Origin of the sequence: Novosphingobium sp. PY1, assembly GCF_017312445.1 — a bacterium.
Classification (GTDB): domain Bacteria; phylum Pseudomonadota; class Alphaproteobacteria; order Sphingomonadales; family Sphingomonadaceae; genus Novosphingobium.
Window position 1 is genome coordinate 54,792 of the sequence record NZ_BLTI01000004.1, and the last position, 17,546, is coordinate 72,337.

At 65.2% G+C, this 17,546-nt stretch carries 16 protein-coding genes and 1 tRNA gene; 8 read left to right on the top strand and 9 right to left on the bottom strand.

The annotated features are described in order from the left end of the window. The first annotated feature begins 35 nt into the window (after positions 1–35). Entirely contained in the window at positions 36–1,262 is a 1,227-nt protein-coding gene (gene ddmA / locus J3474_RS04305; RefSeq protein ID WP_207093207.1) for a dicamba O-demethylase ferredoxin reductase subunit DdmA, read from the top strand. Positions 1,263–1,310: 48 nt separating this feature from the next. Here ddmA and queG read toward each other — a convergent pair whose 3' ends face one another. After that, positions 1,311–2,396, bottom strand: coding sequence for a tRNA epoxyqueuosine(34) reductase QueG (gene queG, locus J3474_RS04310; RefSeq protein WP_207093574.1), 1,086 nt, complete (start codon positions 2,394–2,396; stop codon positions 1,311–1,313). Positions 2,397–2,471: 75 nt separating this feature from the next. On the opposite strand from queG, the gene J3474_RS04315 reads away from it, so the two are divergent. From J3474_RS04315 to msrB, 3 genes are all read left to right on the top strand, one after another. Further along, positions 2,472–3,482: an ABC transporter ATP-binding protein gene (locus J3474_RS04315; RefSeq protein WP_207093208.1), complete on the top strand. Its 1,011-nt coding sequence runs from the start codon at positions 2,472–2,474 to the stop codon at positions 3,480–3,482. Further along, the gene (locus tag J3474_RS04320) at positions 3,479–4,735 is read left to right on the top strand and encodes an ABC transporter permease (protein WP_207093209.1); all 1,257 of its coding nucleotides are present in this window, start codon (positions 3,479–3,481) and stop codon (positions 4,733–4,735) included. Before J3474_RS04315 ends, J3474_RS04320 begins: the two co-directional genes overlap by 4 nt. Positions 4,736–4,843: 108 nt before the next feature. Continuing rightward, positions 4,844–5,335, top strand: coding sequence for a peptide-methionine (R)-S-oxide reductase MsrB (gene msrB / locus J3474_RS04325; protein ID WP_207093210.1), 492 nt, complete (start codon positions 4,844–4,846; stop codon positions 5,333–5,335). 21 nt (positions 5,336–5,356) lie between these two features. Here msrB and J3474_RS04330 read toward each other — a convergent pair whose 3' ends face one another. Together J3474_RS04330 and J3474_RS04335 are read right to left on the bottom strand one after the other, a co-directional pair. Further along, a complete protein-coding gene (locus J3474_RS04330) occupies positions 5,357–5,986 on the bottom strand; it encodes a PilZ domain-containing protein (RefSeq protein ID WP_013831641.1) in 630 nt (209 codons plus the stop codon). A 150-nt stretch (positions 5,987–6,136) separates the two neighbouring features. After that, positions 6,137–6,221, bottom strand: a tRNA-Leu gene (locus J3474_RS04335). A gap of 224 nt (positions 6,222–6,445) precedes the next feature. Here J3474_RS04335 and J3474_RS04340 point away from each other — a divergent pair. Continuing rightward, on the top strand, positions 6,446–7,507 hold the full coding sequence (locus J3474_RS04340; protein WP_007012800.1) for a hypothetical protein: 1,062 nt from the start codon (positions 6,446–6,448) through the stop codon (positions 7,505–7,507). Positions 7,508–7,617: 110 nt separating this feature from the next. Here J3474_RS04340 and J3474_RS04345 read toward each other — a convergent pair whose 3' ends face one another. Further along, complete coding sequence (locus tag J3474_RS04345; protein WP_013831643.1) at positions 7,618–7,899, bottom strand: integration host factor subunit beta; 282 nt, start codon at positions 7,897–7,899, stop codon at positions 7,618–7,620. 258 nt (positions 7,900–8,157) lie between these two features. Here J3474_RS04345 and J3474_RS04350 point away from each other — a divergent pair, with 258 nt between their 5' ends. The 3 genes from J3474_RS04350 to J3474_RS04360 all read left to right on the top strand — a co-directional run bounded on the left by J3474_RS04350 (position 8,158) and on the right by J3474_RS04360 (position 12,589). Next, a complete protein-coding gene (locus tag J3474_RS04350) occupies positions 8,158–9,813 on the top strand; it encodes a peptide MFS transporter (RefSeq protein ID WP_207093211.1) in 1,656 nt (551 codons plus the stop codon). A gap of 68 nt (positions 9,814–9,881) precedes the next feature. After that, positions 9,882–11,267: an amidohydrolase gene (locus J3474_RS04355; RefSeq protein WP_207093212.1), complete on the top strand. Its 1,386-nt coding sequence runs from the start codon at positions 9,882–9,884 to the stop codon at positions 11,265–11,267. Beyond that, positions 11,264–12,589, top strand: a complete 1,326-nt coding sequence (locus tag J3474_RS04360; protein ID WP_207093213.1) for an amidohydrolase family protein — start codon at positions 11,264–11,266, stop codon at positions 12,587–12,589. The genes J3474_RS04355 and J3474_RS04360 overlap by 4 nt, the downstream gene beginning before the upstream one ends. A 181-nt stretch (positions 12,590–12,770) precedes the next feature. Here the strand turns inward: J3474_RS04360 and dxs are convergent, their stop codons facing one another. The 5 genes from dxs to purH all read right to left on the bottom strand — a co-directional run bounded on the left by dxs (position 12,771) and on the right by purH (position 17,515). Further along, positions 12,771–14,693, bottom strand: a complete 1,923-nt coding sequence (gene dxs / locus J3474_RS04365) for a 1-deoxy-D-xylulose-5-phosphate synthase (protein ID WP_207093214.1) — start codon at positions 14,691–14,693, stop codon at positions 12,771–12,773. 113 nt (positions 14,694–14,806) lie between these two features. Further along, positions 14,807–15,268, bottom strand: a complete 462-nt coding sequence (locus J3474_RS04370) for a Fur family transcriptional regulator (protein ID WP_207093215.1) — start codon at positions 15,266–15,268, stop codon at positions 14,807–14,809. 80 nt (positions 15,269–15,348) lie between these two features. Next, positions 15,349–15,498, bottom strand: coding sequence for a hypothetical protein (locus J3474_RS04375; protein WP_238532509.1), 150 nt, complete (start codon positions 15,496–15,498; stop codon positions 15,349–15,351). Positions 15,499–15,699: 201 nt separating this feature from the next. Next, positions 15,700–15,903 carry a hypothetical protein gene (locus J3474_RS04380; RefSeq protein WP_007012808.1) on the bottom strand — a complete coding sequence of 68 codons (204 nt, stop codon included), beginning with the start codon at positions 15,901–15,903 and terminating at the stop codon, positions 15,700–15,702. 19 nt (positions 15,904–15,922) lie between these two features. Beyond that, complete coding sequence (purH, locus tag J3474_RS04385) at positions 15,923–17,515, bottom strand: bifunctional phosphoribosylaminoimidazolecarboxamide formyltransferase/IMP cyclohydrolase (RefSeq protein WP_207093216.1); 1,593 nt, start codon at positions 17,513–17,515, stop codon at positions 15,923–15,925. Positions 17,516–17,546 lie beyond the last annotated feature (31 nt).

Sequence of the window (17,546 nt, forward strand, 5' to 3'; positions counted from 1 at the left end):
CGCAAGCGGACGGCGAGTCAGGGAACAGGAACACCATGAGCAAGGCAGACGTCGTAATCGTGGGAGCCGGGCATGGCGGTGCACAGTGCGCGATCGCCCTTCGCCAGAACGGCTTCGAAGGCACCATCACCGTCATCGGCCGTGAGCCGGAATATCCCTATGAGCGCCCGCCGCTCTCGAAGGAATACTTCGCGCGTGAGAAGACCTTCGATCGCCTCTACATCCGTCCGCCGACGTTCTGGGCCGAGAAGAACATCGCGTTCAAGCTGGGCACCGAAGTCACCAAGGTCGATCCCAAGGCGCACGAACTGACTCTCTCCAACGGCGAGAGCTATGGCTACGGCAAGCTCGTCTGGGCCACCGGCGGGGATGCCCGTCGCCTCTCGTGCCAGGGCGCGGACCTTACCGGCATCCACGCCGTGCGCACCCGCGAGGACTGCGACACGCTGATGGCCGAAGTCGATGCCGGCACGAAGAACATCGTCGTCATCGGCGGCGGCTACATCGGCCTGGAAGCCGCGGCCGTGCTGTCCAAGTTGGGCCTCAAGGTCACGCTGCTCGAAGCGCTTCCGCGCGTGCTGGCACGCGTTGCGGGTGAAGACCTGTCCACCTTCTATCAGAAGGAACACGCCGAACACGGCGTCGACCTGCGCACCGAAGTCATGGTCGACAGCCTCGTCGGCGAGAACGGCAAGGTGACCGGCGTGCAGCTTGCCGGCGGCGAAGTGATCCCGGCCGAAGGCGTCATCGTCGGCATCGGCATCGTGCCTGCCGTCGGCCCGCTGATCGCGGCCGGCGCTGCCGGCGCCAATGGCGTCGACGTGGACGAGTATTGCCGCACCTCGCTGCCCGACGTCTATGCGATCGGCGACTGCGCGGCTTTCGCCTGCGACTATGCTGGCGGCAACGTGATGCGCGTGGAATCGGTGCAGAACGCCAACGACATGGGCACTTGCGTGGCCAAGGCGATCTGCGGCGATGAGAAGCCCTACAAGGCGTTCCCGTGGTTCTGGTCGAACCAGTACGACCTCAAGCTGCAGACGGCCGGCATCAATGTCGGCTTCGACAAGACCGTGATCCGCGGCAATCCGGAGGAGCGCAGCTTCTCGGTCATCTATCTCAAGGATGGCCGCGTCCTCGCCCTCGACTGCGTGAACATGGTCAAGGACTACGTGCAGGGCCGCAAGCTGGTCGAAGCCGGGGCAACCCCCGACCTCGAAGCGCTGGCCGATGCGGCCAAGCCGCTGAAGGAACTGCTCTAAGGACAGCCGCCTTCCTGTCCCCGCGATGGCGGGGCAGGGGGCGGGTATTCAAGGGATGCTCTGAAGTTTGCTCGCGGCCCATTGCGCCGCGTCGGCGACGGCAGGGTCCGGATCGTCCAGCAAGGGCCCGACCTGTTCCAGCAGGTCGGGCCTTTTGCTGTTTCCGGCCGCATAGAGGCAATTGCGGATGAAGCGGTTGCGGCCGATGCGCTTGATCGGGGAGCCTGAAAAGAGCTTGCGAAAACCCGCATCGTCGAGCGTTAGAAGGTCGGCCAGCGGCGGCGCGGCCAGTTCCCCGCGCGGCAGGAAAGTGCGGTGGACATGCGCGACTTGCGCGAACTTGTTCCATGGGCACACGGCCAGGCAATCGTCGCAGCCGTAAATCCGATTGCCCAGTGCCTCGCGGAACTCGAGCGGGATTTCGCCCTTGTGCTCTATCGTGAGGTAGCTGATGCAGCGCCGCGCATCGAGGCGGTAGGGCGCGGGAAAGGCCTGTGTCGGGCAGGCGTCCTGGCAGGCGCTGCATGACCCGCAGCGATCCCGACCGGGCGTTGACGCTGCAAGGTCCAGCGTCGTGTAGATCTCGCCAAGGAACAGCCAGGAGCCGTGCTCGCGGCTGACCATGTTGGTGTGCTTGCCCTGCCAGCCCAGTCCGGCGGCGGCGCCCAGCGGCTTTTCCATGACCGGTGCGGTATCGGTGAAGACTTTCACGCCGACCGAGCCGTCCGCGCCGCCAAGCCCCCGCTTCTCACCCTCGAGGACGATCCAGCGCGCGAGGTGCTTGAGCGCCTTCTTCACCGTATCGTGGTAATCGGCCCCTTGCGCATAGACCGATATGCGCGCAATTTCAGGACGATCCGCATGAGCCAGCGGGTCGGCGGCGGGAGCATAGCTCATACCCAAGGCAATCACGCTGCGCGCTTCCGGCCAAAGCCCTTGTGGCGAACGCCGATGGTGGGCGCGTTCCTTCATCCACGCCATCGAACCGTGCATGCCATCGTCCAGCCACGTCTCCAGCCGCTGCGCGCGCACCGGGTCTTCGCTTGCCGAAGCGATGCCGAAAGCGCAGAACCCGAGCGAACGGGCCTGCGTCTGCAGGTCCTCGATGAATGTGTCCGGCGCGACATCGACCAATGCGGAGTTAACCAAGCTTGCGGATGTTCCCGTTTATGGCTCTCCCTCGTCGGTGGTTACCGCAGGAGAGCGTCCATGAATGTCGCACTAGGAGATTGGCGAGTGGCGGGCAATGACCAGGCTGCCTGTGCCGATGGGCCTGACTTCGGGCCGCTCGCCATCGAGGCGCGGGGACTGGTCAAGCGTTTCGACGGGGTAACGGCGGTCGACGGCGTCGATCTCACCGTGCCGCGCGGCGCGGTCTACGGCATTCTCGGCCCCAACGGCGCAGGCAAGACGACGACCCTGCGCATGCTGCTGGGGATCATCGACCCCGACCGGGGCTATCGCCGCATCCTGGGTGCGGATCGACCGCATGACGTTGCCCATGCCATCGGCTACCTGCCCGAAGAACGCGGTCTCTACCCCGCGATGAAGGCGGTGGATGCGATCGCCTTCGTCGGCGCCCTGCGCGGCTTGCCGCTGAAGGAAGGCCGCCGGCGCGGGCGCGATCTGCTCGAACAGCATGGTCTGGGCTATGCCGCCGACCGGCAGATCAGGCAGCTTTCCAAGGGCATGGCGCAGCAGGTGCAGATCCTCGGGACGCTCGTCCACAAGCCGCGCCTGGTGATCTTCGATGAACCGTTCTCGGGGCTCGATGCGCTCAATCAGGGCAAGCTCGAACGCATGATGCACGGCCTCGCGCAGGACGGGACGACGGTCATCTTCTCCACCCATGTCATCGCCCATGCCGAGCGGCTGTGCGACGAAGTGGCAATCATCGCCGGGGGCAAGGTGCCTTTTGCCGGACCGGTTGACGTCGCGCGCGACCGGATTCCCGCGCAGGTCCGGCTGGAGACCCGTGCGCAGGACGGTCCGTGGCGCGCCGCGCTGCCTGCCGATGCGCGCCATGAAGGCAGCTTCTGGTTCTTTTCGCTGCCCGATACCGGGATAGAGCCGCTGCTGCGCGCTCTGATCGAAGGCGAAGCCGGCATCCTCTCGCTCTCGATCGAGCGGGCGGGGCTTCACGACGCCTTCGTCGCGATTGCCGGCGAGGCTGCGGCCCGGGCGCTGGAACAGGAAAAGCCCGAGGAATTGCGCCGATGACCCGTCCCCGCGGCAGACTGTCGATCACCCGCGCTGCATGGGTCGTTGCCCGGCGTGACTTCGTGGCGATCCTGATGAGCCGGACCTTCTTCTTCTTTCTGCTCGGCCCGCTGTTCCCGCTCATCGTCGGTGGACTGGCCGGCAGCGTCGGCCAGCGTGTGCAGCAGACGGCGGACAATCCCCATGTCGCCATTGTCATGCAGGGCGACGATGCAGAGGCGATGCGGGCGGCAAGGGACCGGCTGGCGGCCAATATCGGCAATCTCCTGCCCGATTTCGTGATCCTGCGACGACTGGACCCGGGAGAACGGTTCGATCCGCGGGCCATCGTCGACGGTGGCAGGGCCAATGTCGCGGCGGTGCTCTCGGGCACGCCGCAGGCGCCGGTCCTCACCGGCCCGGAAGACCAGATCGAACGCTGGCGGGGACAGGTGGCGCTCATCGCCTCCGAAGCGCTTGCGCCGCGCGAACGGGCCTTGCCCGAAGTGCGGCTGGACCGGACCGTGACCAGCAACGCCAATGAACGCAAGGGCCAGCTCAGGACTGCCCAGTCCGCGCAGATGCTGCTGTTCCTGCTCACGATGATGCTGGCGGGCATGGTCCTGTCCAACCTCGTCGAGGAAAAGGGCAACAAGATCATCGAGGTGCTGGCCGCGGCTATTCCGATGGAATCGGTCTTCTTCGGTAAGCTCTTCGCCATGCTCGGGGTGTCCTTCGTCGGCATCTCCGTCTGGGGTGCAGTCGGGGCGGCACTTTATGTGGCGGCCGGAACGGCCGTCCCGCAGTTGCCGGATCCAGCGGTAGGCTGGCCGATGCTCATGGCTTTGGGCATCGTCTATTTCGCCATGGCCTACCTGCTTCTCGGCTCGGTCTTCCTCGCGATCGGCTCGATGGCAACGACCGTGCGCGAGGTCCAGACCCTGTCGATGCCGGTCACGATGCTGCAGCTTCTCGTCTTCTTCTTCGCCAGCTTCGCGATGACCCAGCCGGGCTCCTTCATGGAAGTGGCAGCGGTGTTCTTTCCGTTCAGCTCGCCTTTCGCGATGCTGGCGCGCGCCGCGCAGGACCCGGCGCTGTCCCCGCACCTGTTCGCGGTGATCTGGCAGATGATCTGGGTAGGCCTGCTGGTGCGTTTCGGCTCGGCACTGTTCAGGCGCCGGGTGATGAAATCCGGGCCGGGGCGCTCGGACCGGCGCGGCGGCTTCAGGGGGCTCCTGCGCCGCGCTTCGGCGAACGCGTCGGAAGCGGTCTGAGGACCCTTCATTAAGGCTGCGTATTGAATTCGCGAGGTATGTCCCGATCTCGAGGCCGTCTGCGCCGACCCGCAGCTGCCCTGCCGTGCCTGCAACAGGAGAAACCGGATGCCGCTCGCTACTTCTCGCCGCCGACTGCTTGCCTGGCTGGGAATGGGCGCGGCCCTGCCGGTGCTGACCGCTTGCGGCAGCGGCGATGCCGAAGCGAAGGCCTATCCGGTCAGTTACAGCGAGGCGGAATGGCGCAAGCGCCTGACGCGCGAACAGTTCCACATCCTGCGCGAGGCGGGCACCGAGCGGCCCTATTCCTCACCGCTCAACGATGAACATCGCAAGGGCACGTTCGTCTGCGCGGCGGACGGCAACCCCTTGTTCTCTTCGGCCACGAAATTCGACAGCGGTACCGGCTGGCCCAGCTTCTGGAAGCCATTGGCCGGCGCCGTCGGCACCTCGACCGACTACAAGCTCGGCTATCCGCGCACCGAAGTGCATTGCGCCAAGTGCGGTGGGCACCTCGGTCATGTCTTCGACGACGGACCCAAGCCCACCGGCAAGCGCTATTGCATGAACGGCGCGGCGATGAAGTTCCGCCCCGCCTGATTCCCTGTCAGGCCGATCCGCTCAGGCCGCCGCAGGTCCCTGAAGCTGCATGCGATAGACGCGCTGGGCCAGTTCTTCCATGCTCATGAGCTGGCGGAAGACCAGGCCATAGGCGGGATGTTTGCGCCAGCACACGGTGGCTTCGAACTCGGGAAGGTGGTCTCCGCTGATCCGGATCGTCTGGCCGATCGCCAGATGCTGCGGGGTTTCGATGCGCGCGCCCTGGCGCGACAGGTCGCATAACGTTGCCGGGGCAGTCGTCCCGGCGAAGGCGAGGGTCACATCGTGGTTGACCCTGATCCGGACCGGACGCTTGGGGAAGGGGCCTGCTTCAGCGATGAAACGCATGATGTCGACCGAATCGAGGAAGCGGACGCCGGCTTCGCCGTCCCTTTCCCAGACTTTCTCGATACCGAAGCGTTCGCCGGTCGCGATTTCGAGCGCCAGCGGCTCGTCGCTGATGACCGGATGGAAGATCTTCAGTTTCGCGCCGCTTTCGGAAACGTCCCTGACGATGCAGAGAAATTCCCCGCTGGGGCCGACGAGCTTGGCGCTGCGCAGCATGAGCGCAAAGCGCGGCTGAACGCGCTTTTCGTTGTAGTCGTCGATTTGACCTGCCTCGGGCTCGGACAGAATTCCCGGGTATTTCATTGCGAGCGTACCCCCCATGGTACTCGCGCTCTGGCGACACCTGTTGCTACGATCTGCATTGCCGAAGTCAATTGCAGTCCGGTTGTATCGCCTTCGCATGGTTTCAATCCGGTAAATGCCGGTATGAGCGCAGTTACGTAGGCGATTTTGTGGTGCGGACGGCGGGACTCGAACCCGCACTGGGATACCCAAGCGGATTTTAAGTCCGCAGCGTCTACCATTCCGCCACGTCCGCACGTCGCAGGATCATGGGTCCTAGCTGGCTGCGCTGCGCTGCGCAATCCGCCTGCAGCAGTTGCCCGGGATTTGTCGGCGCAGCCGCAAAGCGCGGTCTCGCGAGCTTTCGGTGATGTAAGGTTAATTGCAACATAACGCCTAAACTTAAAGAAATATCAACGTGCTATGTTCACCTCTCGGTAGGCCCCCCGCCCTCTCGTCGTAACGAAAGGATGGAACTGCATGACTGGACTGATCACGCGCCGTGGACTGATCGGAACCGCCGCCGCCGGTATCGTTCTGAGGCCTTCCCTGCTGCAGGCACAGACCTCGGGCCTCACCATCATTGACGGCCGCACGTTCCGGGGCACGCGTTCGCCCGGCGGTTCGGGCACTGATGGCGGCACGGCGATAAAGGCGGAAAGCAACACGCTGATTCGCAACTGCTACTTTCTCGACCTCGGCAATGGCGCGATTCGCCTGTTCCACACGACGACGCAGAACGTCACGGTGGAGGATTGCCAGGTCGCCAACATGTACCGCTTCATCGAGAACTGGTCGTGGAACCATCCCGATGTGCCTGCCCCGGTCAGCGACTTTACCGTCCGGCGGGTGAATGCCGCCCGGCTGGCCCGCAACTTCATGCGAATCCGCTACGGTTCGACGCGCGGGCTGATCGAGGACGTCGTCGCGCGTGGCAATGGCGAATGCGCGAACTACTGCGTCGGCTTCGCGCTCGACGATGAAGCGCACGACATCGTCTATCGCCGCGTCGAGGCGCACGATTTTTGCGAAACCCAGCGCCCTTCGGACAAGTACTGGAATGGCGACGGATTCTCGGACGAGCGCGGAAACAGCAAGATCCGCTATTATTCCTGCGTGGCGACCGGGTCGAGCGATGGCGGCTTCGATACCAAGTCGCAGGACGTCTACATGGAAGGCTGCTTCGCCAGCGGGAACAAGCTCAACTACCGGCTCTGGAACAGCGGCACGCTCAAGAACTGCCGCAGCGAGAATCCGGTGAAGCGCGGCGGCACCGGCTGGATCGGGCATTTCTCGTTCGTGGGAGGAAGCGGCCCGAACTACGTGCTCGACAGTCCGGTGGTTCGTGCAGGAGCGACCAACAAGGCGCCTGTCCTCTACTTCCAGTCGAGCGTGCCGGCGACTGTGACCATCTACAATGCCGATATCGATGCGCCGGGCGCGGCATTGATCCAGGTGGACAAGGGGCGTCCTGCGCCCACCATCAAGTGGGTTCCCGAACGCAGCCAGCAGAAAATCCGCGTCGCGCGCGATTATGCGTGAGCGCTGGATCGGGGCGTGAGCGCGGGATTCGACAAGGGAACAAGGGGTTAGCTTCGACGGGCTCGGCCTGCGGGGGATGACAGGTCCGTCGAAGTGCGCCCGTGCGCGCCTTAGCTGACGTTCAGCTTGGCGCGCATTTCCTTGCCGGGCTTGAAATACGGCACCTTCTTCTCGGGAACTTCCACGGTTTCGCCGGTGCGCGGGTTGCGGCCCTTGCGGCTGTCGCGGTGGCGAGTGGAGAATGCGCCGAAGCCGCGCAGTTCGACGCGGCCGCCATCGGCAAGGCGCTGCGCGATCTCGTCGAAGAAGGTATCGAGCGCGCGCTCGACGTCTTCGGTTCGCAATTCCGGATTGTCCTTGGCCAGGGCCTGCAGCAGTTCCGACCTGATCATTTCAACGTCCCCCCAAAAAAATCTTCATGGCTTGGGCGAATCACAAAATTTCGTGAACTTTGCCGATTGCGAAAAGAGAAAATGCCATTCCACGGCTTTATGCGCAATGGCTTAGCAGTAATCCCTTAGAATGCACCCTAAAGCACAGGGCGGCGCGGGCCCTGTCGCGGGTGCCCCCCATTTACACCCTCGTTTTGTCCGCTACCTTGCCCCGCTTCATACCTTCTCTGCCGTCAAGGAAAGGCCACAAGAGGTCGCATGAAGGACATAACAAACTGGAACGAGGGTGACTGGATTGCGGCAATCGCCGCTCTGGCCCTGTTCGCTACGCTCGCCATCGGCGGCCTCATCGCCACGCGCAAGAGCGAGGAATTCGTCGGCCACCCCCGTGGCCTGTTCGTGCTGTTCTATGCCGAGATGTGGGAGCGCTTCTCCTACTACGGCATGCGCGCGCTGCTGATCCTCTATCTGACGAAGTTCTGGCTGTTCAACGACGGCGACGCCTCGCTGATCTACGGGGGCTATACCAGCCTCGTCTATATTACCCCGGTTCTGGGCGGTTACCTCGCCGACCGCTGGCTCGGCCAGCGCAAGGCGGTGCTGTTCGGCGGCGTCGTCCTGGCGCTCGGCCACCTGTTCATGGCCTGGGAAGGCATGCAGGGCGTTGCCGATCCGGCCGTCAAACAGGCGGACCCGGCGATCAACGTGTTCTGGCTGGCGCTGTCGCTGATCATCGTCGGCTCGGGCTTCCTCAAGGCCAATATCTCGGTGATCGTCGGCCAGCTCTACAAGATGACCGATGCGAGGCGGGATTCGGCCTACACGATCTTCTACATGGGCGTGAACGTCGGCGCCGCGCTCGGCACGATCCTCGTCGGCTACCTGGGCGAGACGATCGGCTGGTCCTGGGGCTTCGGCCTTGCCGGCATCGGCATGGTGCTGGGCCTGATCATCTTCGTTGTCGGCAAACCGGCGCTGCTGGGGCAGGGCGAGCCGCCCAGGCCGTTGCAGAAGAACAACGAGTTCAAGCTCTACGGTACCGGCATTGCCGCAGTCGCGGTGATCTGGTTCCTGATCCAGTACGTCGACGTGATCCAGAACCTGCTGATCATCACCGGCGTCGCGATGCTTGCATATACGCTCTACGAAGCCTTCAAGCTGCCCAAGGAACCGCGTGAGCGGATCTTCGCGATCCTTTTCCTGATCGCGCTGAACCCCGTGTTCTGGGGCCTGTTCGAGCAGGCGGGCGGATCGCTCAGCCTCTACACTGACAAGTACGTCGATCGTGGCGGCGTCCCGACCAGCCTGTTCCAGTCGATCAATCCGATCTACATCGTGCTCTTCGCGCCGCTCTTCGCCGGTCTCTGGCAGATCCTCGCCAAGCGCGGGCTGGAGCCTTCGGCCCCGGCCAAGTTCGGCCTTGCGCTGATCCAGGTCGGCCTTGGCTTCCTCGTCTTCGTCTGGGGCGCGGGCACCGGCGATCCGGCGGTGATGACCTCGGTCGTCTTCGTCTTCCTCATCTACCTGCTGCACACCACCGGCGAACTGTGCCTCTCGCCCGTCGGCCTCTCGGCCATGACGCGGCTGGCACCGGCGCACCTGGGCAGCTTCATCATGGGCGCATGGTTCTACATGACCGCGGTAGGCAACTTCGTGGCCGGACGGATCGGCGAGGCGACCGGCGGCGAAAGCGGCGAGATGTCGAAGGACCTCACGCTGGCGATCTACAGCAAGATCGGCTGGGTTACGATCGGCATTGCCATCGTCGTCCTCCTCCTTTCTCCGATCGTGAAGCGCTGGATGCATCTCGATACGCTGGGAGACCGCGATCATGGCGATGGTCTGGTCGGGCAAGGCGAAGTCGGGCTCGAGGCGCAGGAAGCCGGGATGCACCCGGAAAACCGGCCGACCTGAACGACAGGAATGCGACGGCCCGGGTGGAAACGCCCGGGCCGCTTTTTTGGGTGAACAGGGGTTTTGTCATGAAAGCACCGCCCGCATTGCGGCAATGGACCGGCGTGATTGCGCTGGGCCTCGCCCTCGCGCTGCCCAGCGGCGACGCGCTGGCCAGGAAGAAGGACAAGGATAAGGAAGCGGCGGCCGAGACGCCCTATCCTTCGACCTACAAGCCCTACCCCGGCAGGCCCACGGCACTGGTCGGCGCGACGGTCTATGACGGGCGCGGCGGGCGCATCGACAACGGCACGCTGCTGTTCGAGAACGGCAAGCTCGTCGCCGTGGGCGGGTCCGATCTCGCTGTGCCGGATGGCTACACGCGCATCGATGCCGCGGGCAAGTTCGTCACTCCCGGCGTGATCGACGCGCATTCGCATCTGGGCGACTATCCTTCGCCCTCCGTCGATGCCCTGGCCGACGGCAACGAGGCGACCAGCCCGACCACGCCCGAAGTCTGGGCCGAGCACTCGGTATGGCCGCAGGACCCCGGTTTCACCCGCGCCCTCACCAATGGCGGGGTTACCTCGCTGATGGTCCTGCCCGGCTCGGCCAATCTCATGGGCGGGCGTTCGGTCACGCTCAAGAACGTGCCGAGCCTGACGGTGCAGGGAATGAAGTTCCCCGGCGCGCCCTATTCGCTGAAAATGGCCTGCGGCGAGAATCCGAAGCGCGTCTATGGATCGAAGGGCCAGAAACCCTCGACCCGCATGGGCAATTTCGCGGTCGACCGGCAGACCTGGCTCGATGCCAAGAAATACGCCAAGGACGAGGAGCGCGACCGCGACCTTGCCAACGAGACTCTGGTCGGCGTGCTCGACGGCGAGATCCTCGTGCAGAACCACTGCTACCGTGCCGACGAGATGGCGCTGGTGATCGATATGGCCAAGGAGATGGGCTACAAGGTCGCCGCGTTCCACCACGCTGTGGAGGCCTACAAGATCGGCGACCTGCTCAAGCAGAACGACATCTGCGCCGCCGTCTGGGCCGACTGGTACGGCTTCAAGATGGAAGCCTACGACGCCATCCCGGAGAATGCAGCCCTGCTGCAGAAGCAAGGCGTATGCGTGATCATCCACTCCGACAGTGCAAACGGCATCCAGCGCCTCAACCAGGAAGCGGCCAAGGCGCAGGCGGACGGCCGGCGCATCGGCATCGACATTCCCGATGCCGAGGTGGTGAGCTGGTTCACCTACAACCCGGCCAAGGCGATGGGCGTTGCCGACCGGACCGGCAGCCTCGAAACCGGCAAGATGGCCGACGTTGTGCTGTGGAACGGCAATCCGCTCTCGGTCTACACCCGGCCTGAGAAAGTCTGGATCGACGGCGCACTGATGTACGATGCACTCGATCCCAAGCGGCGCCCGGTGAGCGACTTCGAATTGGGTCAGCCCGGTGAAGGAGATGTGAAATGAAGCGCCTCTCCACGGTCGCCGCTGCTCTTGCCGGTGTCGCCGCGCTGGGCCTGCCTTCGCTCGCGTCTGCGCAGGATTTTGCCATCACCAATGCCACTCTTGCCATCGGCGACGGCAGTGCGCCCATCGAGGGCGGCACTGTCGTCGTTCGCGGCGGCAAGGTCATTGCCGCAGGGGCGGGCGTCACCGTGCCGGCGGGCGTCGAGGCGATCGACGGCAGTGGCAAATGGGTTACGCCGGGCATCTTCGCGACTTACACCGACCTTGGCCTGTTCGATGTTCAGGAAGTGAGCGAGAGCGATGACCGCGAATCCGATCTGGCGCCCTTCAACGCCGCGCTCGACGTGGCCCCGGCGATCAATCCGGCGAACGAGCACATCGCGGTCAGCCGCGAAGGCGGGGTGACGCGGGCCAGCGTGACGCCGTTCAACGGCAATTCGATCTTCGCCGGCCAAGGCGCACTGATCGATCTTGGTGCCGATCCCGAGGCAGTGACGAAGGCGCGGGCCTTCCAGGTCGTCGCTCTGGGCGAGGGCGGGGCGAAGCTCGCCGGTGGCAGCCGCGTCGCAGCGCATGTCGCCTTGCGCAATGCCCTGCGCGAGGCGAGGGATGTGGCGGCCATGGCACAGGGCGCGGACCGCCAGTCCGACGCGATGCTGACGCGCGCCGATGCCGCCGCCTTGGGGCCGGTCATCGCCGGGACCCAGCCGCTCTACGTCGAAGTGGAACGCGCTGCCGACATCCGTTCGGTGCTGTCCTTGAAGCGCGAGTTTCCCAGGCTCGATCTCGTGCTGGTCGGCGCGAGCGAGGGCTGGCTCGTCGCCAACGAGATCGCGGCGGCAGGCGTGCCGGTGATTGCCACGGCGCTGAACGACCTGCCGGCCCAGTTCGACCGCATCGCCGCCACTCAGTCCAACGTCGGCCGGATGAAGCGGGCGGGCGTAAAGGTCGCCATCGGCATGCTCGCGAACGACAACCAGCCTCGGTACGCGCCCCAGGAGGCGGGCAATCTTGTCGCTCTGAACAAGATTCCCGGCGCATCAGGCCTGAGCTGGGGAGAGGCACTGGCCGCGATCACTTCGATCCCGGCTGAGATCAGCGGCATGGACGGCCGCAACGGCCACATGCGCGCCGGCGTGCTTGCGCCCGGCGCGGTTGGCGACGTGGTGGTCTGGGACGGCGATCCGCTGGAACTGTCCTCGGCCCCGCTGGAAGTGTGGATCGACGGCGTCAAGCAGCCGCTGGACAACCACCAGAGCCGCCTGAAGGAACGCTACAAGGACCTCGACAGGACGAATCTGCCCAAGGCCTACGACTGGTAAAGCGGTTCGGCATGGCGGGCGACCTGTGGCCGCTCGCAATGATAAATGGTTCTGGGGGTCGCCTCATCCGCTCATGCCGAGCGTGTCGAAGCACGGGCGCACGGTGCCCTCCCTTCGTCACCCTCAGTTCGACACCCTCAGGGTGAGGGGGCAGCGGTACAGGGGTAAGGGGCGGCGCGGCTCAGGCGCGCGCTTCGTTCACGCCCGCGCTGTTGTGGCGCAGCGCCTTGAGCACGGTGTCGACGATCTGGGGGGCGTTCAGCCCGGCCTCGTCGTACTGCGCCTCGGGCTTGTCGTGATCCTGGAACACATCCGGCAGGCGCATGGTACGGATCCTGAGGCCGTTGTCGGTCAGGCCCTCGTCGCTCGCCATGGTGAGGACGTGGGCGCCCAGGCCGCCGATCGAGCCTTCCTCGACCGTAACGACGACTTCGTGGCTCAGCATCAGCTTGCGGATCAGTTCGCTGTCGAGCGGCTTGGCGAAACGCAGGTCGGCGACGGTGGTCGACAGGCCCTTGGCTTCCAGCGTGTCGGCTGCCTTCAATGCCTCGCCCAGACGGGTGCCGAGCGAAAGCAGGGCGACCTTGGTGCCTTCCCTGACGATACGGCCCTTGCCGATCTCCAGCACTTCCGGCTTTTCCGGCAGGGCGACGCCGGTGCCGTTGCCGCGCGGATAACGGAAGGCGATCGGGCCGCTGTCATGCTGCGCGGCGGTGTGGACCATGTGCATCAGCTCCGCCTCGTCGGCGGCGGCCATGACCACGAAGTTGGGCAGGGTGGCCAGATAGGTCACGTCGAACGATCCGGCATGGGTTGCGCCGTCCGCACCGACTAGGCCGGCACGGTCGATGGCGAAGCGCACCGGCAAGTTCTGGATCGCGACGTCGTGCACGACCTGGTCGAAGGCGCGCTGCAGGAACGTCGAGTAGATCGCGCAGAACGGACGCATGCCCTGGGCCGCAAGCCCGGCGGCGAAAGTCACTGCGTGCTGTTCGGCAATGCCGACGTCGAAGCTGCGCTCCGGGAACTGGCTGGCGAACTTGTCGAGCCCGGTGCCCGAAGGCATCGCCGCCGTGATCGCGCAGACGCGCGGATCGCCTTTGGCCTCGGCAATCAGGGCCTTGGCGAAGACGCCGGTATAGCTGGGCGGACCGGCCGGCGCCTTGGCCTGCTCGCCGGTGACGACATTGAATTTCTGAACGCCGTGATACTTGTCTGCCGCTTCCTCGGCCGGGGCGTAGCCCTTGCCCTTCTTGGTCACGACGTGAATCAGGATCGGGCCCTCGGCGGCATCGCGCACATTCTCGAGAATCGGGATCAGCTGTTCGAGGTTGTGGCCGTCGACCGGGCCGACATAGTAGAAGCCCAGTTCCTCGAACAGGGTGCCGCCCATCGCCATGCCGCGGGCGAATTCGTCGGTCTTCTTCGCGGCGCGGTGCAGCGCTTCGGGCAGGCGGCGCGAAACCTTGCGCGCGAAATCGCGGATGTTGAGGAACGGGCGCGAGGAAACGAGCTGCGCGAGATAGGCGGAAAGCCCGCCCACCGGCGGCGCGATCGACATGTCGTTGTCGTTGAGGATCACGACCAGGCGGTTGCCCGCCTCGCGCGCGTTGTTCATCGCCTCGTAGGCCATGCCCGCGCTCATCGCTCCGTCGCCGATTACGGCAATCCCGCGGCCCGGTTGGTTCGAAAGCTTGTTGGCGATGGCGAAGCCCAGTGCCGCCGAGATCGAGGTGGAGCTGTGCGCGGTGCCGAACGGATCGTATTCGCTCTCGCTGCGCTTGGTGAAGCCGGACAGGCCCCCGCCCTGGCGCAGGGTGCGGATACGGTCGCGCCGTCCGGTGAGGATCTTGTGCGGATAGGCCTGGTGGCCCACGTCCCAGACCAGCCGGTCCTCAGGTGTGTTGAAGACGTAGTGGAGCGCCACTGTCAGCTCGACGACGCCGAGGCCGGAGCCGAGGTGGCCCCCGGTCTGGCCGACGGCGGAGATCATTTCCTCGCGCAGCTCGTCGGCGAGCTGGCGCAACTGCGCGGGCTTGAGCTTGCGCAGGTCAACGGGCGTATCGACAGTGTCGAGGAGGGGCGTTGCCGGGTTGGCGGTCATGGATCGTGTCTACACGGATTGCGGGCGGGAGTCGAATACCCAGCCCTGCCGCATGGCGGACAACTTCGCAAGGCTGCGAGGGGCTTGGCGCATGGCGGGGCGAATGCGCCGGGTCAGCTGCAGGCCGCGCAAGTGCCGCGCAGTTCCACCACCGGGCGTACATCGGCGAAGCCCGCATCGCGGGCCGCGGCGATCAGCGAGCCGGTCAGACGGTCGTCGTCGATATGGACGATCTGGCCGCAGGAGTCGCAGATCAGGAAGATGCAGTCGTGGCGGCAGCCGGGGTGGCTGTTTGCGACATAGGCATTGGCGCTTTCCACCCGGCGCGCCAGGTTGGTGCGCACGAAGAGGTCGAGGATGCGATAGACGCTGTTGGGCGCGACGCGCTTTCCTCGCAGCGCCGAGACGTTTTCGGCGAGGTCGTAGGCGGAGGCGGGCCGGTCATGCTCTGCCAGAGCGGCAAAGACGTCGGCGCGCATTTCGGTCCACTGCTCGCCGGCCTTGAGAAGCGCGGACTGCGCAGCCTTCACGAGGCCTGCGCCCGAATGTTCGTGATGTACGTGTCGTGTCGCCATGGCCGCAATATGGGGCCGGAAGCGGCCGGAAGCAATCGCGGCGGGCGGGCAGGAGGCCCCGGCCTGCCCGGCGCCGGGTCTCAGCGCGTCGTCGCGGCCTCGGCCGGCGGGACGATGTTGTCGGCCAGCGAAGCGCTGTGGTGCAGACCCATGGAACCGAACACCAGCAGTGCACCCCCGGCGAACCCGAGAGCGAAGAAGCGGTAGAAGTCGGCCTTGAAGAGTCCCATGTCCTGCGTAGCAATCCGTAGTTCGATTTCGATGCGGCCCACATGCCGCTAAAGTGCTTTCGGTCCAGTGAATAAACCCACATTTCGCATGATGCTGCGATCAGTTGCGCGCCGCGTGCGATGAATGGAGGGAACAATCGAGGCAGGGAAAGCCGCAGCACCGCTGCGCGCCGGTTTCTGTCCCTTTGGATGTTGGCGCGGTCAGCCGGGGCGGAATGCCCAGCCTGCGACGGCCAGTATCGACAGGCCGAGCAGCGGGACCGCGAGGCATCCGAAAGGCAACGCCGCAGTGGCGAGGATACGCCGTCTGCCGTGCACCTTGCCAAGGCGAAGGAGCACGGCAGCGGAAGCCAGACCGGCAAGGAATGCCAGTCCGAGAAGGGGTCCGAGCCAGTGCAGCCACATGACCGTCCCGGCCCCGTTATCAGTGTTTGAAGTGGCGCATGCCGGTGAAGACCATCGCCAGACCTGCCTCGTTGGCGGCCTTGATGACTTCATCGTCGCGGATCGAGCCGCCTGGCTGGATCACGGCGGTAGCACCTGCTTCGGCTGCGGCGAGCAGGCCGTCGGCGAACGGGAAGAATGCGTCCGAAGCCACAGCCGAGCCGACCGTGCGCGGCTTGTCCCATCCGAACTTCTCGGCGGCCTCGGCGGCCTTCATCGCGGCGATGCGCGAGGAATCTCGGCGGTTCATCTGGCCTGCGCCGATGCCGGCGGTGACACCGTCCCTGGCATAGACGATTGCGTTCGACTTCACGTGGCGCGCGACGGTCCAGGCGAAAAGGCAGTCCTTCAGTTCCTGGTCGGTCGGTTCGCGGTCGGTCACCACCTTGAGGTCGTCGAAGCCGATCGCGCCATTGTCGCGGCCCTGCACCAGCAGTCCGCCGGTGATCGGCTTGACGGAAAGGCCGCCGCGGCGCGGATCGGGCAGGTCGCCGGTCAGCAGCAGGCGCAGGTTCTTCTTCTTGGCGAAGAAGGCGCGGGCTTCCTCGTCGGCATCGGGAGCGACGACGACTTCGGTGAAGATCTTGCAGATCGCCTCGGCCGTGGCGCCGTCCAGCGTCTGGTTGACCGCGACGATGCCGCCGAAGGCCGAGACGTCGTCACAGGCCAGGGCGCCTTCCCATGCCTCGAGCAGCGACTTGCCCTGAGCGACGCCGCAAGGGTTGGCGTGCTTGACGATGACGACGGCCGGGTCCTGGCCCTTGAACTCGGCCGCGAGTTCGAAGGCGGCGTCGGCATCGTTGTAATTGTTGTAGGACAGTTCCTTGCCCTGCACCTGCTCGCCCTGGGCGAGGCCCTTGGTGTAGGGGCCGACCGGCGTGTAGAGCGCGGCCTTCTGGTGCGGGTTCTCGCCATAGCGCAACTCCGTGACGAGGCGGCCGTTGACGGCGAGCATCTCGGGGAAGGTCTGGCCCTGGTCGGCAAAGGCGAACCACTGCGAGATCATCGAATCGTAGGCGGCGGTCTGGGCGAAGGCGCGTGCGGCCATCAGCTTGCGGAAAGGCAGCGTGGTGCAGCCGTCGGTCGCTTCCAGCTCGACGAGCAGGCCTTCGTAGTCGCTGGGGTCGGTGACGATGGTGACGTAGGCGTGGTTCTTCGCCGCCGAACGCACCATCGAGGGGCCGCCGATGTCGATGTTCTCGATGATCGTGTCGCGGTCCGCGCCCTTGGCGACGGTCGCCTCGAAGGGGTAGAGGTTGACGACGACGAGGTCGATGGCGCCGATTTCGTGGTCGGCCATGGCCTTGGCGTGCTCGGGATTGTCACGCACCGCCAGCAGGCCGCCGTGGACCTTGGGGTGCAGCGTCTTGACGCGGCCGTCCATCATTTCGGGGAAATCGGTGACTTCCGAGATGTCCTTGACGGTCAGGCCGGCATCGCGCAGCGCCTTGGCGGTGCCGCCGGTCGAGATGAGTTCGACGCCGCGGTCGACCAGCGCCTTGCCGAGTTCCGCAAGGCCGGTCTTGTCGGACACCGATAAGAGTGCGCGGCGGATCTGGACGGAATCGGTCATGACGGTGGTTTCCTGCAGTGATGGGAGTTTT